This window comes from Paenibacillus sp. MT86, assembly GCF_058792535.1.
This window is the reverse complement of sequence record NZ_CM179499.1, coordinates 5180176-5197821: the sequence shown is the minus strand read 5'-3', so window position 1 is coordinate 5197821 and position 17646 is coordinate 5180176. Positions and strand designations below refer to the sequence as shown.

General features: G+C 52.8%; 17 protein-coding genes and 2 pseudogenes. 10 read left to right on the top strand and 9 right to left on the bottom strand.

Going from position 1 to position 17646, the window contains the following annotated elements:
* Nucleotides 1-127 precede the first annotated feature (127 nt).
* The 3 genes from AC3RCL_RS23400 to AC3RCL_RS23390 all read left to right on the top strand — a co-directional run bounded on the left by AC3RCL_RS23400 (nucleotide 128) and on the right by AC3RCL_RS23390 (nucleotide 3367).
* Nucleotides 128-1528 carry an ABC transporter substrate-binding protein gene (locus tag AC3RCL_RS23400; RefSeq protein WP_213579440.1) on the top strand — a complete coding sequence of 467 codons (1401 nt, stop codon included), beginning with the start codon at nucleotides 128-130 and terminating at the stop codon, nucleotides 1526-1528.
* A 98-nt stretch (nucleotides 1529-1626) separates the two neighbouring features.
* On the top strand, nucleotides 1627-2517 hold the full coding sequence (locus tag AC3RCL_RS23395) for a carbohydrate ABC transporter permease (RefSeq protein WP_009591023.1): 891 nt from the start codon (nucleotides 1627-1629) through the stop codon (nucleotides 2515-2517).
* 16 nt (nucleotides 2518-2533) lie between these two features.
* The gene (locus tag AC3RCL_RS23390; protein WP_492532276.1) at nucleotides 2534-3367 is read left to right on the top strand and encodes a carbohydrate ABC transporter permease; all 834 of its coding nucleotides are present in this window, start codon (nucleotides 2534-2536) and stop codon (nucleotides 3365-3367) included.
* 116 nt (nucleotides 3368-3483) lie between these two features.
* Here the strand turns inward: AC3RCL_RS23390 and AC3RCL_RS23385 are convergent, their stop codons facing one another.
* Entirely contained in the window at nucleotides 3484-4407 is a 924-nt protein-coding gene (locus tag AC3RCL_RS23385; RefSeq protein ID WP_277746660.1) for an AraC family transcriptional regulator, read from the bottom strand.
* 197 nt (nucleotides 4408-4604) lie between these two features.
* Here AC3RCL_RS23385 and AC3RCL_RS23380 point away from each other — a divergent pair, with 197 nt between their 5' ends.
* From AC3RCL_RS23380 to AC3RCL_RS23365, 4 genes and pseudogenes are all read left to right on the top strand, one after another.
* The gene (locus AC3RCL_RS23380) at nucleotides 4605-4868 is read left to right on the top strand and encodes an Atu4866 domain-containing protein (RefSeq protein ID WP_096776132.1); all 264 of its coding nucleotides are present in this window, start codon (nucleotides 4605-4607) and stop codon (nucleotides 4866-4868) included.
* A 68-nt stretch (nucleotides 4869-4936) separates the two neighbouring features.
* The gene (locus AC3RCL_RS23375; RefSeq protein ID WP_492532273.1) at nucleotides 4937-5677 is read left to right on the top strand and encodes an SDR family oxidoreductase; all 741 of its coding nucleotides are present in this window, start codon (nucleotides 4937-4939) and stop codon (nucleotides 5675-5677) included.
* Nucleotides 5678-5685: 8 nt separating this feature from the next.
* Nucleotides 5686-5859 (top strand): annotated as a pseudogene (locus tag AC3RCL_RS23370) (VOC family protein); the annotation flags it as partial.
* 123 nt (nucleotides 5860-5982) lie between these two features.
* Complete coding sequence (locus tag AC3RCL_RS23365) at nucleotides 5983-6783, top strand: TetR/AcrR family transcriptional regulator (protein WP_096776681.1); 801 nt, start codon at nucleotides 5983-5985, stop codon at nucleotides 6781-6783.
* A 282-nt stretch (nucleotides 6784-7065) separates the two neighbouring features.
* On the opposite strand, the gene AC3RCL_RS23360 is transcribed toward AC3RCL_RS23365, so the two are convergent.
* The 3 genes from AC3RCL_RS23360 to AC3RCL_RS23350 form a co-directional block, all read right to left on the bottom strand.
* Nucleotides 7066-7863 (bottom strand): ABC transporter permease, encoded by a 798-nt coding sequence (locus AC3RCL_RS23360; RefSeq protein WP_096776130.1) that lies wholly within the window; start codon nucleotides 7861-7863, stop codon nucleotides 7066-7068.
* Nucleotides 7860-8744: an ATP-binding cassette domain-containing protein gene (locus AC3RCL_RS23355; protein WP_213579437.1), complete on the bottom strand. Its 885-nt coding sequence runs from the start codon at nucleotides 8742-8744 to the stop codon at nucleotides 7860-7862. Before AC3RCL_RS23355 ends, AC3RCL_RS23360 begins: the two co-directional genes overlap by 4 nt.
* A gap of 226 nt (nucleotides 8745-8970) precedes the next feature.
* Entirely contained in the window at nucleotides 8971-10320 is a 1350-nt protein-coding gene (locus AC3RCL_RS23350) for an alpha-L-fucosidase (protein WP_009591280.1), read from the bottom strand.
* Nucleotides 10321-10439: 119 nt separating this feature from the next.
* Here AC3RCL_RS23350 and AC3RCL_RS23345 point away from each other — a divergent pair, with 119 nt between their 5' ends.
* Nucleotides 10440-11267 (top strand): AraC family transcriptional regulator, encoded by an 828-nt coding sequence (locus tag AC3RCL_RS23345; protein ID WP_015736793.1) that lies wholly within the window; start codon nucleotides 10440-10442, stop codon nucleotides 11265-11267.
* Between the two features lie 70 nt (nucleotides 11268-11337).
* On the opposite strand, the gene AC3RCL_RS23340 is transcribed toward AC3RCL_RS23345, so the two are convergent.
* The 3 genes from AC3RCL_RS23340 to AC3RCL_RS23330 form a co-directional block, all read right to left on the bottom strand.
* Complete coding sequence (locus tag AC3RCL_RS23340; RefSeq protein ID WP_009591286.1) at nucleotides 11338-11640, bottom strand: putative quinol monooxygenase; 303 nt, start codon at nucleotides 11638-11640, stop codon at nucleotides 11338-11340.
* A 5-nt stretch (nucleotides 11641-11645) separates the two neighbouring features.
* Nucleotides 11646-12638, bottom strand: coding sequence for a helix-turn-helix transcriptional regulator (locus AC3RCL_RS23335; protein WP_492532268.1), 993 nt, complete (start codon nucleotides 12636-12638; stop codon nucleotides 11646-11648).
* Between the two features lie 63 nt (nucleotides 12639-12701).
* On the bottom strand, nucleotides 12702-13199 hold the full coding sequence (locus AC3RCL_RS23330; protein ID WP_036660103.1) for a DinB family protein: 498 nt from the start codon (nucleotides 13197-13199) through the stop codon (nucleotides 12702-12704).
* A 270-nt stretch (nucleotides 13200-13469) separates the two neighbouring features.
* Here AC3RCL_RS23330 and AC3RCL_RS23325 point away from each other — a divergent pair, with 270 nt between their 5' ends.
* Nucleotides 13470-14405, top strand: a complete 936-nt coding sequence (locus tag AC3RCL_RS23325; protein WP_492532266.1) for an aminoglycoside phosphotransferase family protein — start codon at nucleotides 13470-13472, stop codon at nucleotides 14403-14405.
* 73 nt (nucleotides 14406-14478) lie between these two features.
* Nucleotides 14479-14850 carry a hypothetical protein gene (locus tag AC3RCL_RS23320; RefSeq protein ID WP_492532264.1) on the top strand — a complete coding sequence of 124 codons (372 nt, stop codon included), beginning with the start codon at nucleotides 14479-14481 and terminating at the stop codon, nucleotides 14848-14850.
* Between the two features lie 207 nt (nucleotides 14851-15057).
* Here the strand turns inward: AC3RCL_RS23320 and AC3RCL_RS23315 are convergent.
* Nucleotides 15058-15504, bottom strand: a pseudogene (locus AC3RCL_RS23315) (MDR/zinc-dependent alcohol dehydrogenase-like family protein); the annotation flags it as partial.
* Nucleotides 15505-16207: 703 nt separating this feature from the next.
* On the bottom strand, nucleotides 16208-17569 hold the full coding sequence (locus AC3RCL_RS23310) for a dipeptidase (RefSeq protein ID WP_096776125.1): 1362 nt from the start codon (nucleotides 17567-17569) through the stop codon (nucleotides 16208-16210).
* Nucleotides 17570-17646: the final 77 nt, after the last annotated feature.

Below are 17646 nucleotides of genomic sequence, written 5' to 3'. Positions count from 1 at the left end.
TTTTTACTATATATGGTAATGAGCATATCTACGCTATTTACTAAATAGAGTTGAATATACGCTTTCGTAAGCGTATCCAAAATTTGGATCATATATTCAATGTGTTCAGCCAAAAGGAGGGATCCGTATGAAGTCAGGCAAGAGGGGGATTTGGCTAGTAACGACGGCTTTATTAAGCGTTTCTTTGTTGTTCGGTTGTACCGGTGGCAAGGGAACGCCGGCCGATACCGGCGATCCGGAGCCGGGAAAGGACGGAGAGACGGCCAAGAAAATCATTACCGTTACGTTTCGGGATGACGGGATCGGCGAGAACGGAGCGTTCTATAAATGGCTTAAGGAAGTGTCGGCCAGTTACCCTGACAAAAGCGTAGAGATTAAGCCGACACCGATTCAGGCATCGGAAGGCGATTATTTTGCCAAGGTGGCCCTGGCGCTGAAATCCAAAGATACGGCGCCCGATATCGTGACGGAAGATACCTTCATCTTGAACTCGGATGCCAGCGCCGGCTATCTGGAGCCGCTCGACGATAAATTGGCGGGATGGGAAGACTGGGGCAACGGCTCCTTCATCGAAGCGATGAAGAAGGGCGTCACTGCCAGCGATGGCAAGGTATACGGCGTGCCGTATAACACGGATTCCAGGGGCCTTTGGTATAACAAGGATATTTTCAAACAAGCGGGTCTTCCGGAGGATTGGCAGCCTAAGAATTGGGAGGAGGTCTTAAACGCTGCGCGAACGATCAAGGAGAAGGCGCCCGACGTTGTACCGATCTGGATGAACATGGGCAAGGCTACAGGCGAAGCTACCTCCATGCAAACCTACGAGATGCTGCTCTACGGAACGGGCGAAAGGCTGTATGACGATGCCAGCGGCAAATGGATTACGAAAAGCCAGGGCATTCTGGACGCGCTGACTTTTGTGGAAACGGTCAACAAAGAGAAGCTGGGACCGCCGCTCTCCAAAGTATTGAACGGCCAGGCAGGCAACACGGCTTCCCGCGAATACCTGCCGCAGGGCAAGCTGGCGATTTCGCTGGACGGCTCCTGGATCACAGGCAACTACATGGAAACAGGCGCGGCGCCATGGCCAGAATACAAAGACGTGCTCGGCTTTGCGCCGATGCCGACCAGCCAAGGACAGGAGCCCGGCTCGATTACGCTGGCCGGAGGCTGGGCGCTGTCGATTCCAAGCAATTCCAAGAACAAAGACGAGGCATGGGAATTTATCAAGTATGCGCTGGGCAAGGAAAATACCCAGAAGCTCGTCATGTCCTCCGGCAATATTACGGTGCGTGCCGATGTTGCCAAGGATCCGGAATATACGAAAATGCCGTTTAACGAAATCGCGACCGAATACCTGCAGAACGCAGAGTTTAGACCGGCTCAGGAGAAGTATCCGGAAGTGTCGACGCAGATCCAGACGATGGTGGAATCCGTAGCAACCGGAACATCGCCTGCGGATGCCATGAATAAATACGCGCAGGATGTTACCCGCATCGTTGGTGCGGATCATATCGTGGAGAAATAACCTGCTATAAGCAAAACCGGCTTGCTCAAGCGCTCCCGTCATCGCGGAGACTTGGGCAAGCGGTTTTTCAGATCATCCGTATGGAAGGAGAACCACACATGAGCAGTCTGTCCGTGGACGTTTACCCGAAACGAAGAAAAACGTATACCTGGCTCTTTTTTTTGCTGCCTTCAATCGCGATTATGCTCGTGTTTTTTATATATCCCATCCTGTTAACGTTCTTCTATTCCTTCACCAATCTGGCCTTGACCGGGGAAGCGGCGAGGGAGCTCAAATTTATCGGCCTCGACAACTATACTCGGATGTTCCAGGATCCCACGGTTCGGATCAGTATTTGGAACACGCTGGTTTTTCTTATCGGTTCGGCGGTGATCGGGCAGCAGGTGCTGGGATTTCTGATTGCGCTGCTGATGAAGCAGAGGAACAAGACCTTTCGGCGCGTGATTGGAACGATTGTGCTTGCGGGCTGGGTAACGCCCGAGATCGTGTGCGCCCTTTGTCTGTACAGCTTCTTCGGGGATGAAGGCACGCTGAATGCGATTATCACATTTTTCGGATTTTCGGAAGTGACCTGGCTGTTTACCGTACCGATGCTGACGATCATTCTTGCGAATATTTGGCACGGCACGGCCTTCTCGATGCTGGTATTTCAAGCCGCGCTGGATGACGTGCCGAACGAAATCGAGGAAGCGGCGGTAGTGGATGGAGCCTCCAAGTGGAAAATCTTCACGCGCATCATCATCCCTTACATCAAAAGCACCATTACCACGAACATGATGCTGGTTACTTTGCAGACGCTCGGGGTGTTCGGGCTCATCTATGCGATGACCGGAGGCGGTCCGGGCAACTCCACGACGACCCTGCCGATCTTTATGTACAATCAGGCGTTTGTGAACTATCAATTAGGCTATGGAACCGCTATTTCGCTGCTGCTGCTGTTGATCGGGATTGTGTTAAGCCTCCTGTATATCAGGTCGATGAAAGAGTAACCAGGGGTGAAATCATATGAATGCCAAACAACGTAAATTAGTCTATCGAATTCTGCCGTATGCGATTCTTGCGGGGATCGGCATTTGCTTCGTGCTGCCGCTGCTCTGGGTGCTTGTGGCTTCCGTCGATCCGAATGCAATGCAATCCCTGAAAGTGCCCAGCAAGATTACCGGCGCCAATTACGTAGAGGTGATTACCAGCAGCGAGAACCAGCGCGCTTATCTGATCGGCCTGGTGATGTCGCTTGGCCAAGCCGTATTGGTTGTCCTGCTGGCGCTGCTAGCGGCTTACCCGTTATCCCGTTATCAGATGAAATATAAGAAGCCCTTCATGCTCACCATTCTGTTCATGACCTCGCTGCCGATTACGGCCGTTATGGTCCCTGTCTACCAGCTGTTCCTGGGGTTAAAGCTGTATGACAACATTTTTGGCGTCATCTTGTTCTATGTAGCGTCGTCCATGCCGTACGGGATATGGATGATGAAGAATTTCATGGATTCCGTGCCGAGCGATCTGGAGGAAGCCGCATGGGTGGACGGGGCCTCGGTGTTTACGGGGATCCGCAAGGTGGTGGCGCCGCTGATGGTTCCGGGGATATGCACGGTGTCAATCTTTACGTTCTCGGGCAGCTGGGGCAATTTCTTCGTTCCGTATATCTTGCTGCAATCGCCCGAGAAGTTCCCGGCATCCCTGAAGCTGTACCAGTTCTTCGGGCAGTACGGCATGGTCGACTACGGCAGCCTCGCGGCCTTCTCGGTGCTGTACGCCATCCCGGCGATCATCATGTATATTCTATCCCAGCAGTTCATGTCCAAGGGCTTCGGGCTGCAGGGCGGAACGAAAGGATAGCATGCGAATAAAAGGCAGGGCCGCTTGGTGCCCGACATAAAAAAACGGCAGAAATGCCGTTTTTTTATGTTTGACTGACGAATCCCTTCCGTTTTGCTGTTCGTATCCGATCGGGTTTACGTTTCGTGCGTGCCGAAGTCCAATGAGTCGCGAAGACGTTTGATATCCCGGATCGGAGGCAATCCGAACATGCGGGCATATTCCCTGTTGAACTGGGTGGGGCTCTCATAACCGACCTGAAATCCGGCGTCGGCGGCCGCGAAGGTTTCCGAGAGAAGGAGCCGCCTGGCCTCTTGCAATCGGATTTGCTTTTGATATTGAAGCGGGCTCATGGCGGTGATTTCCTTGAAGTGATGATGAAGCGAAGAAGGGCTCATATTGACGGCTGCGGACAGCTTGGCGATGTGCAAGGGCTGATTATAATCACGCTCGATCAACTGGGCAGCCGCCGCGATGCGCTGCGCATGACTGCCGCTGACGGCAAACTGCTTCAGGGATTGCCCTTGGTCGGCTTGAAGGATTCGATAAAGAATTTCCTTCGTGAACAGGGGGGCCAGGACGGGAATATCCTCCGGCGTATCCAGAAGGCGCACCAGACGGACGACGGCATCCAGCAGCGCTTGATTCATCGGGCTGACAAACAGGGCTTTTTGGGAGTCGGATTTCTTGGGAGGGGTCTCTTGGCCGGGTTTGATTAGCTCGAAAATCTGATGCTTGTCAAAGTCCAGCCGAAGGCACAGATAAGGCCGCTCGGGTGCCGCCTGGATTACTTGGCCGGATATGGGCAGCTGCAGCGAGACGACAAGATAGCTGGACGGGTCGTAAACATAGCATTCTTGTGCCAGCATGATTAATTTTCGGCCTTGGACCACGATGCATAGCGCGGGTTCATGAATCGTGTGGACCAATTCCGTCTCGCTGGATGCCCGTATAAAATGCAGAGCGGGTATCGACGTACTATATGTACCGTCCATGCCCGTGTATTTTTCAATGTATCCTGCAAGTTCGTTGTGCGGATGGCTTCCTTCATGGTTGAACATTCAGGGTCGGTATCCTCCTCCGATGGTATATGGTTCAATCTTAATCAATCATGCAGGAATAGGCAAGAATCATGGTGGATTCGGCTACCGGATGAATGCGGTGTGAACGCATAATAGAACTATCCTCAATGGTTAAAGGCAGACAGCTATAAATGAAACTCAAGAGGATTAGATAAGAGCGAAGAGGAGGGAATGGAATGAATCCAGCTCTTGATGCGAATGGGGCGAAGCATCCCTATGCAGGCATGTGGGTTACGAAGGACGGATATATCCGCCACGAGCTCCTCCCGAACGGGCGTTATGATGAAGCAAGAGGACCGCGGCAAAGCGCCTATCAAGGCCGCTATTTCATGGAAGGCGATCACATCGAATATGTGGATGATACCGGGTTCACGGCCGACGGCGATTTTCGGGACGGCGTTCTCTATCATGCCGGAATGGTATTGTATCGGGAAATCTAAGTTATGTCATGGCAAAAATGCGGAATGGATTTCGAAATACAGAACAGGAACGGGAGGAGCGTTGTTGCATGTCTAGCGTAAAAGGAAAAGTCGTGGCCATTACAGGCGCGAGCAGCGGGATCGGCGAAGCGGCGGCCCGGCTGCTTGCTCAGCATGGCGCACATGTGGTGCTCGGGGCGAGAAGAACGGACAGGCTGGAGACGCTGGCTGCCGCATTGAACGGGGAAGGCGGCTCAGCCGTTTACCAATCGCTGAATGTCGTTCATCTCGATCAGATGGAATCCTTCATCGACTTGGCGGTGAGCCGATTCGGGCGGGTGGATGTCATCCTCAACAATGCAGGCGTCATGCCTCTATCGCCCTTGGAAGCCTTGAAGGTGGACGAATGGAACCGGATGATCGACGTGAACGTCCGCGGCGTCCTGCATGGCATTGCGGCAGGGCTGCCGTTGATGCAGAAGCAGGGCTTAGGTCAATTTATCAATATCGCTTCCATCGGTGCGTATGAGGTATCGCCTACCGCGGCCGTTTATTGTGCCACCAAGCATGCGGTTCGCGCAATCTCGGAGGGGCTGCGACAGGAGGTCGGGAGCAAAGGTATCCGGGTTACGCAAATATCGCCGGGCGTGACGGAGTCGGAGCTGGCCGACAGCATTTCCGATGATACGGCCAGACAAGTCATGAAGGAGTATCGAAGAATATCGATCCCGGCGATATCGATTGCGCAAGCGATTGTGTATGCCATCGAGCAGCCGCCGGAAGTCGATGTGAATGAAATCATCATTAGGTCAACTGCATCAGGGAGCTAACGAATCAGCTGTTGAGTTCAATCTCAACAGCTTTTTTTGTTGGAAGGATTTGTTATGCTTTTTATCAAGATGTGTTGGGACTGGATAGGATCATGGATCACGGCTGGATCACCACTTATGGCTCGCAGGAGAAGATGAGCGTTCAGATCAGCTTTGCTTCCGAGGGGGGCGGCGGCACGCCGGCAGCTCTCTGCTAAGACCCTGATTCGCCCTCTTTACCTATGGATGATGAGATGTGTTATACTGTTTATAATATAAACAATTATTTAATATCAGATGCAAGGATGCAGAAAGGAAACATGATCATGTCTAACGATGAGACGATAGATCCGGATATTGGATCCAAGCTGCCCAGAGGGGCGGCTCTCAGCTGGGGATTGGTTAAGCCGCCGCAGCGGGGACCGAAACGGGAGATGAGCCTTTCCCAGATTGTAGATACGGCCATCGACATTGCCGATAAAGAAGGGCTTTCAGCTGTCTCCATGAATCGAATTGCGTCCACTTTGGGTTTTACCGCCATGTCGCTGTACCGGTACATATCCAGCAAGGACGACCTTTTGGTGCTGATGCAGAACGCCGCGTGCGATATTCCCATTCCGGCGGAAGATTCTGCTGACTGGCGCGAGAATATGCGGGTCTACGTCAAATCGACGATGCAGGTATTCCGGGATCACCCCTGGTTCGGAGACATTCCGATTACGGGTATTCCCATTACGCCGAACAATCTGCGATTTATCGATTGGGGTCTGCGGTTCATGAAGGATCTTCCGCTGAATGATTATGAGCGGATGTCCTTGATTCTCTTGTTAAGCAATTATGCCAGAACGAGCGGCATGATGCAGCGGGATATGGACCGCGCCATACAGGCAGGCTCCACCCCGGAACAGTTCAGTGGACTCGATTATACGGAAGCGCTGAAACAGCTTATGAAGCCGGATCGGTTTCCGTTCCTGTACCCGGTTGTGATGTCGGGGGTCTATACGGAAGACAGCGAGGAAGTGAATCCGATAGGCAATGACATTGATTTCGGGTTAGAACGCATTTTGGATGGCATCGAGCAATATTTTCAAGCCAAGAAACAACAGGAACCCTCGGACAAGCCATGATGTCGGCCAAGTTACGGGGCTTGGTCGATCCAAAAAGTGCAGCAACAGCCGAGCAAAAAAAACGATCCTCTCATGAGGATCGTTTTTTTTTGCTGATTGAGTCGGCCCAAGCCCGACTTGTTCAGCGCCCGGTTGGTTGGTATCGTTCCGGCCGGACTTTCATTAACGTTAGTTACGGGGGTACTGGTGGAATGACCGACTATGAGATAGGAAGGACACGGCAGCCTTTTGGAAGCGGATGGAGTATCCTTCGCGCGCCCTTAGTAAAGCAGCCACCCGTATTTAGCGTCGTCCGGCTTTCCTCTTAAACGTCCACATGCTCCATACCATCGAGCCGATCAGGATGAACAGGCACCATCCGATCGCCCAGCCGATCTGATCCTGGATGGAGCCTCCCGTCAGTAATCCGCGAATGGATTCGATGACCGGCGTAATCGGCTGGTTGCTTGCGATCCCTTGCAGCCAAGCCGGCATCGTCTCGGTGGGAACGAAAGCACTGGAGAGGTAAGGGAGAAAGAGCAGGATGAATCCATAACTGCTGGCCGCTGCCGGACTGCCTGCAACGAGACCGATAGCGGCGTAGAGCCAGGTGAAGGCAAAGATGAAGAGCGCGATCAAGCCGATGGCGAGTATCCAATCCATAAGCCCTGCTGATGGCCTGAATCCAACGAGCAGAGCCACTGCGATAACAACGCCTGTCGCAAGCATGTTCCGGGCAAGGCTGGCGACCACATGCCCCGTGATGACACTCAAGCTTTGAATGGGCATCGTGCGGAAGCGGTCAATGATGCCATTGGTCATATCCTGGGAGACGTCGACGGCCGTGCTGGACGATCCGAAGCCGGCGCATAGCAGGATGATCCCCGGAACCACGTAGTTAACATACTGTCCGCTGGGATCGAGGGCACCGCCAAATACATAGGTGAACAGCAGCATCAGCATGATCGGCAGCACCATTGCCGTTATCATCGCCTCCGCGTTGCGGATGCTGTGACGCAGGCTGCGGCCGATAAAGACAGACTGGGTAACTGCTAAGGACGTTGTTTTTGTTTTCGTAGCCGTTGCCGTTGCTCTTATCATACAATTCCCTCCATTTTCTTGTCGGTAAGCGACAGGAATACATCATCCATATTGGGTCTGTGAAGACTTACGCGCGTCTCATTCGGGAGCAAGCGTATGAACTCCTGAAGCGTATGTGCGACGTCGCCGATGCTGCCGCTTGTCGGAATCCTGTGGATCACTTCGTCACGTGCGTCGCGAAGCTCCAGCATTTCACCACCGACCCGGGTCTTCAGCTCGGCCGGACTACCTTCAGCCACGATTCGTCCCCCATCCAGAACCGCAATCCGGTCCGCGAGCTGGTCGGCTTCCTCCAAATACTGCGTGGTCAGCAGGATGGTGATGCCTTGACTTTTCAATTGAAGGATGATATCCCACAGCGCACGGCGGCTGCGCGTATCAAGTCCTGTGGTCGGTTCATCGAGGAACAACACGGGCCGCGGTACGACAAGGCTGATCGCCAGATCAAGCCGTCTCTTCATCCCGCCGGAATACGTCTTCACGCGCTTGGCCGCCGCGGCCGCCAGATCGAAGTGCTCCAACAGCTCGGCGGTTCTCCGCCCGGCTTCCGCCGCGGATAGACCCGACAGCCTGCATATCATCCTGAGGTTTTCTTCGGCGGTCAGCACTTCGTCAACGGCCGCGAACTGGCCGGTCAGACTGATGGACTGCTGAACCTCCTGCTTGTGATCGCGGAGATCGAACCCGTTGATCCTCACGCTCCCGGCATCGGGCGTCACCAACGTGGACAGGATGTGAATCAAGGTTGTTTTGCCGGCCCCATTAGGACCGAGAAGAGCAAATACGTTTCCTTGCGGCACGCTCAGGTCGATCCCGTCCAGAACGGTCTGGTGCCCAAAGCTTTTGCGAAGCTGACGAATTTCAACAGCATAGGTAATCATGAACCGAACATCTCCTTTAAATAATTGTGTATTATATAAACAGTTTAATTGATAATTAGTATATTGCATAAACAGTTATTGTGCAATACGATTTTTTTGCGTTTTGAAAACGGCATGATGATCTTGGGAGGACGAGGCGTCCGGACATAAAAAAGCCTGACGCGATGTAACGAAACATCGAGTCAGGCTCTTATAGGGATTAGTTCATGTATAAGCGATCTTATCGTTACGAACGATCCGATTCGTCATAAAGCTCCAGTTCAATGACGGTATTGCGTTTGTCGGGGAGCGGATAGGTAAAGTGTTCGGGACGCGCGAAGTTCACGAATGCGTCCTCGACGAATTCGGCGGCGCTCCATGGGCGGCTGAGGAACAATTCGTATCCGTCCGCGAGCAGCCGGGCCTTCTTCACCTTGTCGGCCATGCCGATGAGATTGATCGGTCCGATGGACTCCTCAAAGACGTGGGCATACAGTGTATTGCCTTTTTGGGTATAACGACCCCACTCCGGTTTCGGATAATCGGCAGCCGCGCAGCCATAGATGCTGTCTCCGTTCTTGCTCATCCAGTCGCCGATCTCCTCCAGCACGTCGAGGCTCTCCTTCGGAATGGAACCTTTCGCGTCAGGACCGACGTTCAACAGCATGTTGCCGTTCTTGCTGACGCATTCCACCAGCTTGCGGATGATGGTGGTTGCCGATTTGTAATTGCGGTCAGCTGCGGCATAACCCCAGTTGTTGTTCAGCGTGATACAGGCTTCCCATGGAATCGGGGCACCTGTCTGGTCCACAACCCCGTGCGGCGGAATGATCTGTTCCGGCGACGCGAAGTCGCCGCTGTATACGGACGGATCGGTGGTATAGATGCTGCCGCCGCTCTCGCCGCTTCCCTCCAGCCGATTGTCGATAAGAATGTGCGGCTGAAGCTCGCGGATCATTTTCATCAGCTCGGTGGCGCGCCACACCTCGCCGCGCATGTTATCATAAGAGAAGTCAAACCACATGATATCGAGTTTGCCATAGCCTGTGAGCAGCTCACGCACCTGCCCATGCATGTAATCCAGGTATCGGTCGAAGTTTTTCGGATCGCGCTTGAAGGCTTCGTTCGCCCGCATCGGGTGAATCCGGTCTCCATAAGCCGGGTAGTCCTCATGATACCAGTCGATCAGCGAGAAATAGAGGCCGACTTTAAGGCCTTCTTCACGGAAAGCTTCCAGAAATTCCTGCACGAGATCCCGGCCGGCTTTGGTATTCGTTGACTTATATTCCGTCAGCTTGCTGTCGAACAAACAGAATCCGTCATGATGCTTGGCCGTCAGCACCGCATATTTCATGCCTGCTTTCTTGGCCGCTTTGGCCCACTCCCGAGGATTATAGTCAACGGGATCAAATTCATCGAAATAGGCCTGATAGTCCTCGATGCTCATCTGTTCCGTGCTTCGGAGCCATTCGCCTCGGGCCGGGATGGAGTAAAGCCCCCAGTGAATGAACATGCCGAAACGGTCGTTCTGGAACCATTGCACGCGCTGGTTTCGATCATGGATGACTTGATTGGTTGGAGTGGTAGTCGTTGTCATGGATTCAAACCTCCGATTCTTGGAATTGTCGAGTTTGATTTTAACAAGAATGTGTTAGTATGAATAGATAATTACTTAACTCCGACGGGTATTATAATAACTTTAGAGGATAATTGAAGATGAAGAATGAACGAAATGAACATGAAGCCATTCAGCAGATGCTCCTGAACATGCAGGTTCAGATCTGGGAGGCCGAAAGAACGCAGTGCTGGCCGGAATGGAAGGAATTCGACTACACCGTGTCGTACAACAAGCTCTATTTTATCCTGGATGGGGAAGGGTGGGTGAAGATCGGCGATGAGGAGCTGTATCCCGTACCGGGTCAATTGGTTCTGATGCCGGCACGGACGCGGCAATCCTACTCTGTCATCAGCGGCCGTCCCTATCTTAAATACTGGTCTCACTTCTCGGCGACCGTGGGCGATTCCGATGTGTTTTCCTGGCTGAACGTGCCCCATTGCTACGATTTGTCGGGAAACGCGGAGATGCCGGCATTATTCCAGCAGCTCGTCGATGCGCATCGTTCCGATACCCTCGCCGCGCGATTGAGGGAAAAGTCCGTGATGCTGGACATTCTCTCCCGCGTGTTCGAACACCAGCAGCCGCAGATTCATGCGGACAAAATGGAGGATATGGGCAGGCTCCACAAAGTGCAGCAGTACATCAAAAATCATCTGCATGAGGAAATTACGCTGGAGCAGATGGCGGGAACGCTGCATTTGCACCCGAATTATTTTATTAAGTATTTCAAACGGCATTTCGGAATCACGCCGCAAAAATATTTAAGCCTCAAACGGATGGAGCAGGCCAAACTCATGCTGAGGACGACGTCTCTAAGCATCAAGGAAATTGCGGATGCCACCGGCTTTGAATCGGCGAACTATTTCTCGAAAACCTTTCGGAAAGAGGTAGGCTACAGCCCCTCGGAATATCGTAACAATATATAGCAAAAAAGAGGCTGCTCCTGAATTTCGATTCGGGAACGGCCTCTTTTATTCCTAACCGGAATTGAATTGCCTAAAACCCTTTGCCTCCAAGCGGCTTAAGCCTGAGCGGCTCTGCGCCGGCAATCAGCGCCCGCCCGCGCTGCAGCAGCTCGGACGTATCCGCTCCCTGCAAGGAAGCGGCATGCGCGTCTTGGCTGCTCCACAATTCCGTGACCCATACGGCATTCGGATCGCTGTCCGAGACGTTGACGATATAAAGCTCACAGTCTTCGTTATCGCGAAGCATCGCGGCTGCTTCAAGCAGGATCTCCGCAAGTTCATCCCGTTTGCCGGGATGGGCGATCAATTTCCCGTACATTGCAAATTTCTCCATGGGTATCATCCTTCCTTTTTGGTCATGCCGATTAACATGTGTTCGTAATGGAGTGCTAGGCTTGTCGTGATCTCGGACAGTTTCAGGACGAGCGAAGCTGGCTCCAGAATGGTTAAAGCTTTGCCGTAGGGGAGAAGGAAGTAGGGCACATAGGACGTCAGCGAAGACGTGTCCAGCCCGAAACGAGCCTCGCCATCATGACGCGATACGAGGGTATGCCCAAACAACCAATGCTGGCTCAATTCATTCAGAACATGCTCGTGGGCTTGGATGACAACATCGACCAGGGGTTCCGTGCTGCGTGGATCCGGGAGAAGACTGCCAAGCAAGACATCCTTGGCAGAAAAATCAACGGGCCGCTCAAAGACCAGGTCTGTCGTCTCCAGACCGAGGATCCGGTCCACGCGAAAATTGCGAATCTCTTGGCGCAGACGGCAGTAGCCCGCAGCATACCATTGGCCTTTCCAATGGATAATGCCGTAGGGATCGAAGTCTCGGACGGTTCCGGCGCCTTCCCGGCCCTTCGAATACGTCATCTTCAGGGTTTGTCCCTGTGCCGCGGCATTCTCCAGCGTCTGCAGCAGCGGGCGAAGCCCGTCATGGACAGGAGGCTGCAAAACCGCGATGCCGCTGCTGTGCCGTTCGATCTGATGAAGCTGCTCCTCGTTCGTATAAAGCTTCAGCTTGCCGATCGCCCGCTCCAGCGCGTCCGTGAACGGATAGCCGGTTTCTTTGGCAAAAATCGAGGCATGCACCAAAGCCTTCTGCTCTTCCGCATCAAACATCAGCGGGGACTCGGCGAACGGTCCGAGAATCCGAAAGCCGCCGTTCGGCCCGGAATCGGCGATGATGGGCGCGCCGCTGGCGCATAACGAATCGATGCAGCGGTACACCGTTCGAACATGGATTTCCAGCTCATCGGCGATTTGCTGCGCGGTCATCTTTTTGCCCGAGCGAAGCATCCACAGGATCGACAGCATATTATCCGCTTTGGACATCAAAACGTGCTCCTTCCTTAGGGACGATCCCAACCGTTTACTTTTAAGTAGATTGTATCTTTTTTATACGAGCGGGTCCATGCCCTTGTCGATCCAGGAATCGTAGGTCGGACCGTAGAGCTCGGGAATCCGCAGGCCGGCTTGTCTCATCAGCACCGTCATTTGTCCGCGGTGATGCGCTTGATGAACCAGGGTAAAATGCAGGAATGCCGCATTGGTCCAAGGCTCTCCGTCGAATTCACGGGTAGCGCGAAGATCCTCCTCGCTCCACTGCGACTGAACCGCATCCAGAAGGGCATGCCGGATCCGGCGGTAGCTGTCGGTAATTTCGGCAGCCGAATCGGGAATTTTCTGCTCGCGGGACGGGCCCTCAAATTGCAAACCGAGCATGGTCATGTATTGAATCGACATGACCAAATGCCACGCCAGCTGACCGAGCGTGCGATGCTGCTCCGTCATGGCGGTTTTAAGCGAATCGTCGGTTAAAGCGTTCATGACTTGTTCCGTTATTTGAGCCTCTTTTAACCATTCTGTCGTAAAATCCGCTTTGCTCATGTTCATGTGTTAACCCTCGCTTTGGTTTAGGATGTGTGCTGCAAATCGAGTATATTACATCATTCCTGACAGTTACGGTCAGTGATTATAGGCCAAAATAAAAAAAAATGGGATTGTATGCTCAACTATTTCGCAGCAGGATGTCTGGCTTGAGGTCAACACGGGTGACCCGAAAGGAGGCTGATATTGTCATCTGAATGGTCTAAGTTTCCTTCTTCATTTATAATGAATGAGGCTCAAGGATCGTGAAGAATTTGGATACAGGAGGTGCAGGGCATGCAGGAAGCGATTCGTGATATCCCGGGGGCTGACGGATGGATTGTCATTCAAGCGGTTGACAAGGGCTGGTCGGCAGATCGTAAATATTATATTCAGGATATGCAAGGCAAGGAGCGGCTCCTCCGGCTATCCGATATCTCTCAGTTCGAGAGGAAGAAATGGGAGTTTGAAACGGTTAAAAAGCTGGATCCCATCGAAATGCGAACGTCTCGCCCGATTGATTTTGGAGTCTGTCATGGTGCCCGGCAAGTGTATTCCCTGTTCACCTGGGTTCCGGGAGAAGATGCAAGGGAGGCGATTCCTTTGCTGGATTCAGAGGAGCAGTACCGGCTTGGCGTTCAGGCAGGCGCATATTTGAACAGGATGCATGGCATTCCGGCCGACAGCGGATTGGATACGTGGGCGTCATATTATAATTCAAAAATGGATAGGTACATAAACAATTATGAGAGCTGCGGCATCCGGCTTGCAGGCGCTGAGAACTTCATCCGTTTTATGGAGGCGCACCGGTATTTGCTAGAAGAGCGTCCCGTTGCTTTTCAACATGGGGATTATCATGTCGGCAACATGGTGGTTACGCCTGAAGGGGAACTCGGCATCATTGATTTCAACCGGGCGGACCACGGTGATCCTTGGGAGGAGTTTAACCGGATTACGTGGGATGCCGCGGTTAGCCCGTGGTTCGCTTCGGGTCGTATTCACGGATATTTCCAAGGACGAGAGGTGCCGGATTCATTTTTCAGATTAATGGCGCTTTATATCGCGAGCAATCAGATTTCCTCCATTCATTGGGCCATCCCGTTCGGAGAGCAGGAAGTGGAGATTATGATGAACCAGGCTCAAACCGTGCTGAATTGGTATGATGGATTCCGGACGCATGTGCCCAATTGGTATATAACGAAAGCCGAGGTTATGGCAAATCGCCGCGAATAACAGCAATCCAGAAGAATTTAACCCAGCTGCTGCATGATAAAATGGCAAAAAACCACAATGGAGGTTTGCACTCATGACATCAGCGGACATTCAGTTTATCGGCGGAAATAATATTGCCATTAAAATTCCGAAGCACAAGTATGAGGAGACCGTGCATTTTTACAAAGAGGTTTTAAGGCTGCCATATTTGGGCTTCAGGGACGGGTCGCATGCTTTTCAGCACGGCCCGAATACCTTATGGCTGGATTGCATGCTCAACTATTCGCAGCAGGATGTTTGGCTCGAGGTCAACACGGAGGTTCCGGAGGAGGCTGCCCGATATTTGAGAGAGCACCGGGTGGACCGCAGGGATGAGGTGGAGGTCTACGAGAACTCGCGGGGCTACTGGATATCGGATCCGTGCGGGACGATCATCCGGGTGAATCCCAGAAAAACGAGTGAATAGACAGCCTCCCCGGTAAATGTGGTTGCCGTTGACTACGCACCCCTTAGACGTGCGAAGTTATGTCGAAGCGCTTAACTCGCACCCGGCGAACTTTTAGGCTCACAACCTAAATTCCATGAACCGGGACACAAAAAACCAAGCATCTCCTATCCAAGATAAAGGATGTGACAGGGAATGCTTGGTTTATCTTTTTTCTGTGGAATTACGCTACGGCTTCAGAACGACCTTGGTGCATTCGTCCTCGTGATCGCTGAATATTCGATAGGCATCGCTTGCCTGTTCCAGGGGAAGCCGGTGGGAGACAATCTCCGTCGGATCAAATTCGCCGGCGGTGATCTTCTTGAACAGCTCCGGCATGTAATGAATAACGGGAGCCTGCCCCATGGTAAGGGTAATGTTCCGTTCAAATATATGGCCGAGCGGGAACATATTGTACAGCGAACCGTATACGCCGGTCAGCTGGACGGTGCCGAATTTGCGCACGGCCTGGATGGCGATATCAATCGCGCTCAACGTTCCGCCTTGGAGCTTCAGCTTTTGGCCGATGGCTTCCATCGTCGACTTCTTCCCGTCCATGCCGACGCAGTCGATCACGATATCCGTGCCGCCTTTAGTGATCTCTCGAATGTATTCGCCCATATCGTCATAGTCTTCAGGCAACCTGCACCCTGTTCGCACGGTACGTGGTCCGTGACATGTAAAGGCTGTCTACCATATTGTATACTTCGGGCTTTAGCGGACACAGGATACGTTATTTGCTCTGATAAGAGCTAAACTTTGATACTTGCGGACATGAGGTCCGTTAATTGCATAAAAAGTCCGTTTTTTAGCGGCGAAAGGGTTAAATAACGGAATTGGTATCCGTTACACTTATAGAATGGCCTGATTTGTGGTAAATAACGGATCTGTAGTCCGATGGGTATGGGGATAACGGCGCTTGTTTGGCGTGGGAACCGCATGTGATGGGAAGAAGCTACCTGTTTAGAATGGAAACCACAAGTGTGTTGAAAAAACTGCCTGTTGGTGTGGAACCGCATGTTGTGGTGAAGGGCTGTCTGTTGGTAGGGAAACCACCGCATACATAGGACCAGCAACCATTTAATATGGCACCGTCTGATTGGGGACCTGCAGGTGTTTAGTCGTGCAGACACGTCCATGGCCGCTTTTCGTCGGTAAATCGAGGCTCCCGCGAGGCTTAAGAATGGCAAGTTGCTCTCACGCCAATGGCCGGCTTAAGAATGGCAAGGGACTCTCACTAAAACAAAAGAACGCGTATTGGAAGGGATTCAATTTATCCCGCCATACGCGTTCTTATTTAGGATGTTACTATGTTACTTTCGGACTGTCGGCGTCACCGTTATACCAGCTTCAAATATTCTACGATCGTCAGCAAGCCCTTATCGAAATTCTCCAAATTAAAATGCTCGTTCGGCGCATGCAGATTCTCGTCCGGCAAGCCGAAGCCCATCATGACGGCAGGGGCGTTCAGCGTGCTGGACAGCTTCTCCACGATCGGAATCGATCCTCCGTCTTTCGTGAACAGTGCACGCGTGCCGTACACGTTCTCGAAGGCGTCTGCGGCTTTTTGCAGCATCGGATGGGACGGATCGATATTGAAGGCGAATGCCTTTTCCTTCGGCTGGAAGGTGATCTTGGCTCCGACCGGGGTGTGCGCATGCAGATGCTTCTCGATCGCGTCAAGTACAGCCTGCGGATCCTGATCGGCGACCAAGCGGCAGGTGATTTTCGCATGGGCTTCCTTCGGAATGACCGTTTTGCTGCCTTCTCCCTGGAACCCGCCGTATACGCCGTTCAGCTCAAGGGTCGGCCGCGCTCCCACGCGTTCAACGAAGGAGAAGCCCTCTTCGCCGTACAAGGAATCAAGGCCGAGGTCCCGCTTCAGTTTATCCTCGTCGAACTCCTGCTTGGCAAATTCCTCGCGCATTTCGGGCGACAGTTCGAGTACGCCGTCATAAAAGCCATCAACCGCGACGCGGCCCTGCTCGTCATGGAGCGAGGAGAGCAAGGACACCATTGCGTGCAGGGCGTTCGGCACGCCGCCGCCGTATGTACCGGAATGAAGATCGGTGTTGGCTGTTTCCAGGGACAATTCCAGCGAGCACAGCCCGCGAAGACCCGTGGAAATGGCCGGTTTGCCAGGCGCGAGCAGGGATGTATCCGAGATCACGATGGCATCTGCCGCCAGCTTGTCCTTGTTGTTGTCAAGGTAGAGCGGCAGGTTGGGGCTGGATACCTCTTCTTCGCCTTCAATGCAGAATTTGATGTTGACCGGAAGCTCCTTCTCTTGCTTCAAAATGGCTTCGACGGCTTTGACATGCAGGAAGAGCTGGCCTTTGTCGTCCGTTGCTCCGCGCGCGTACAATTTGCCGTTGCGGACAGCCGGCTCGAACGGCGGCGTCTCCCATAGATGAAGCGGATCTACGGGCTGAACGTCATAGTGGCCGTAGACGAGCACGGTCGGCTTGCCTTCGGCATGCAGGTAGTCTGCCGTAATAATCGGGTGCCCGGCCGTCTGGTGAACCTCCACATGCTCAAGTCCGGCTTCGGTCAGCTTTCCTGCGAGCCACTCGGCAGCCTTTGCGACATCGCCTTTGTGCTCGGACAAGGCGGAAATGCTCGGAATGGACAACCATTCCTTCAATTCATTCAGATGGGTTTCGCGGTGTTCAGCGAAATACGCTTTATAATCAACGCTCATGAATATGGATCCTCCTTCGATTTACATTGGCATTCGAAAAGATGCCGTATCTTACTATTCTAACCGTTTTTCGGAGA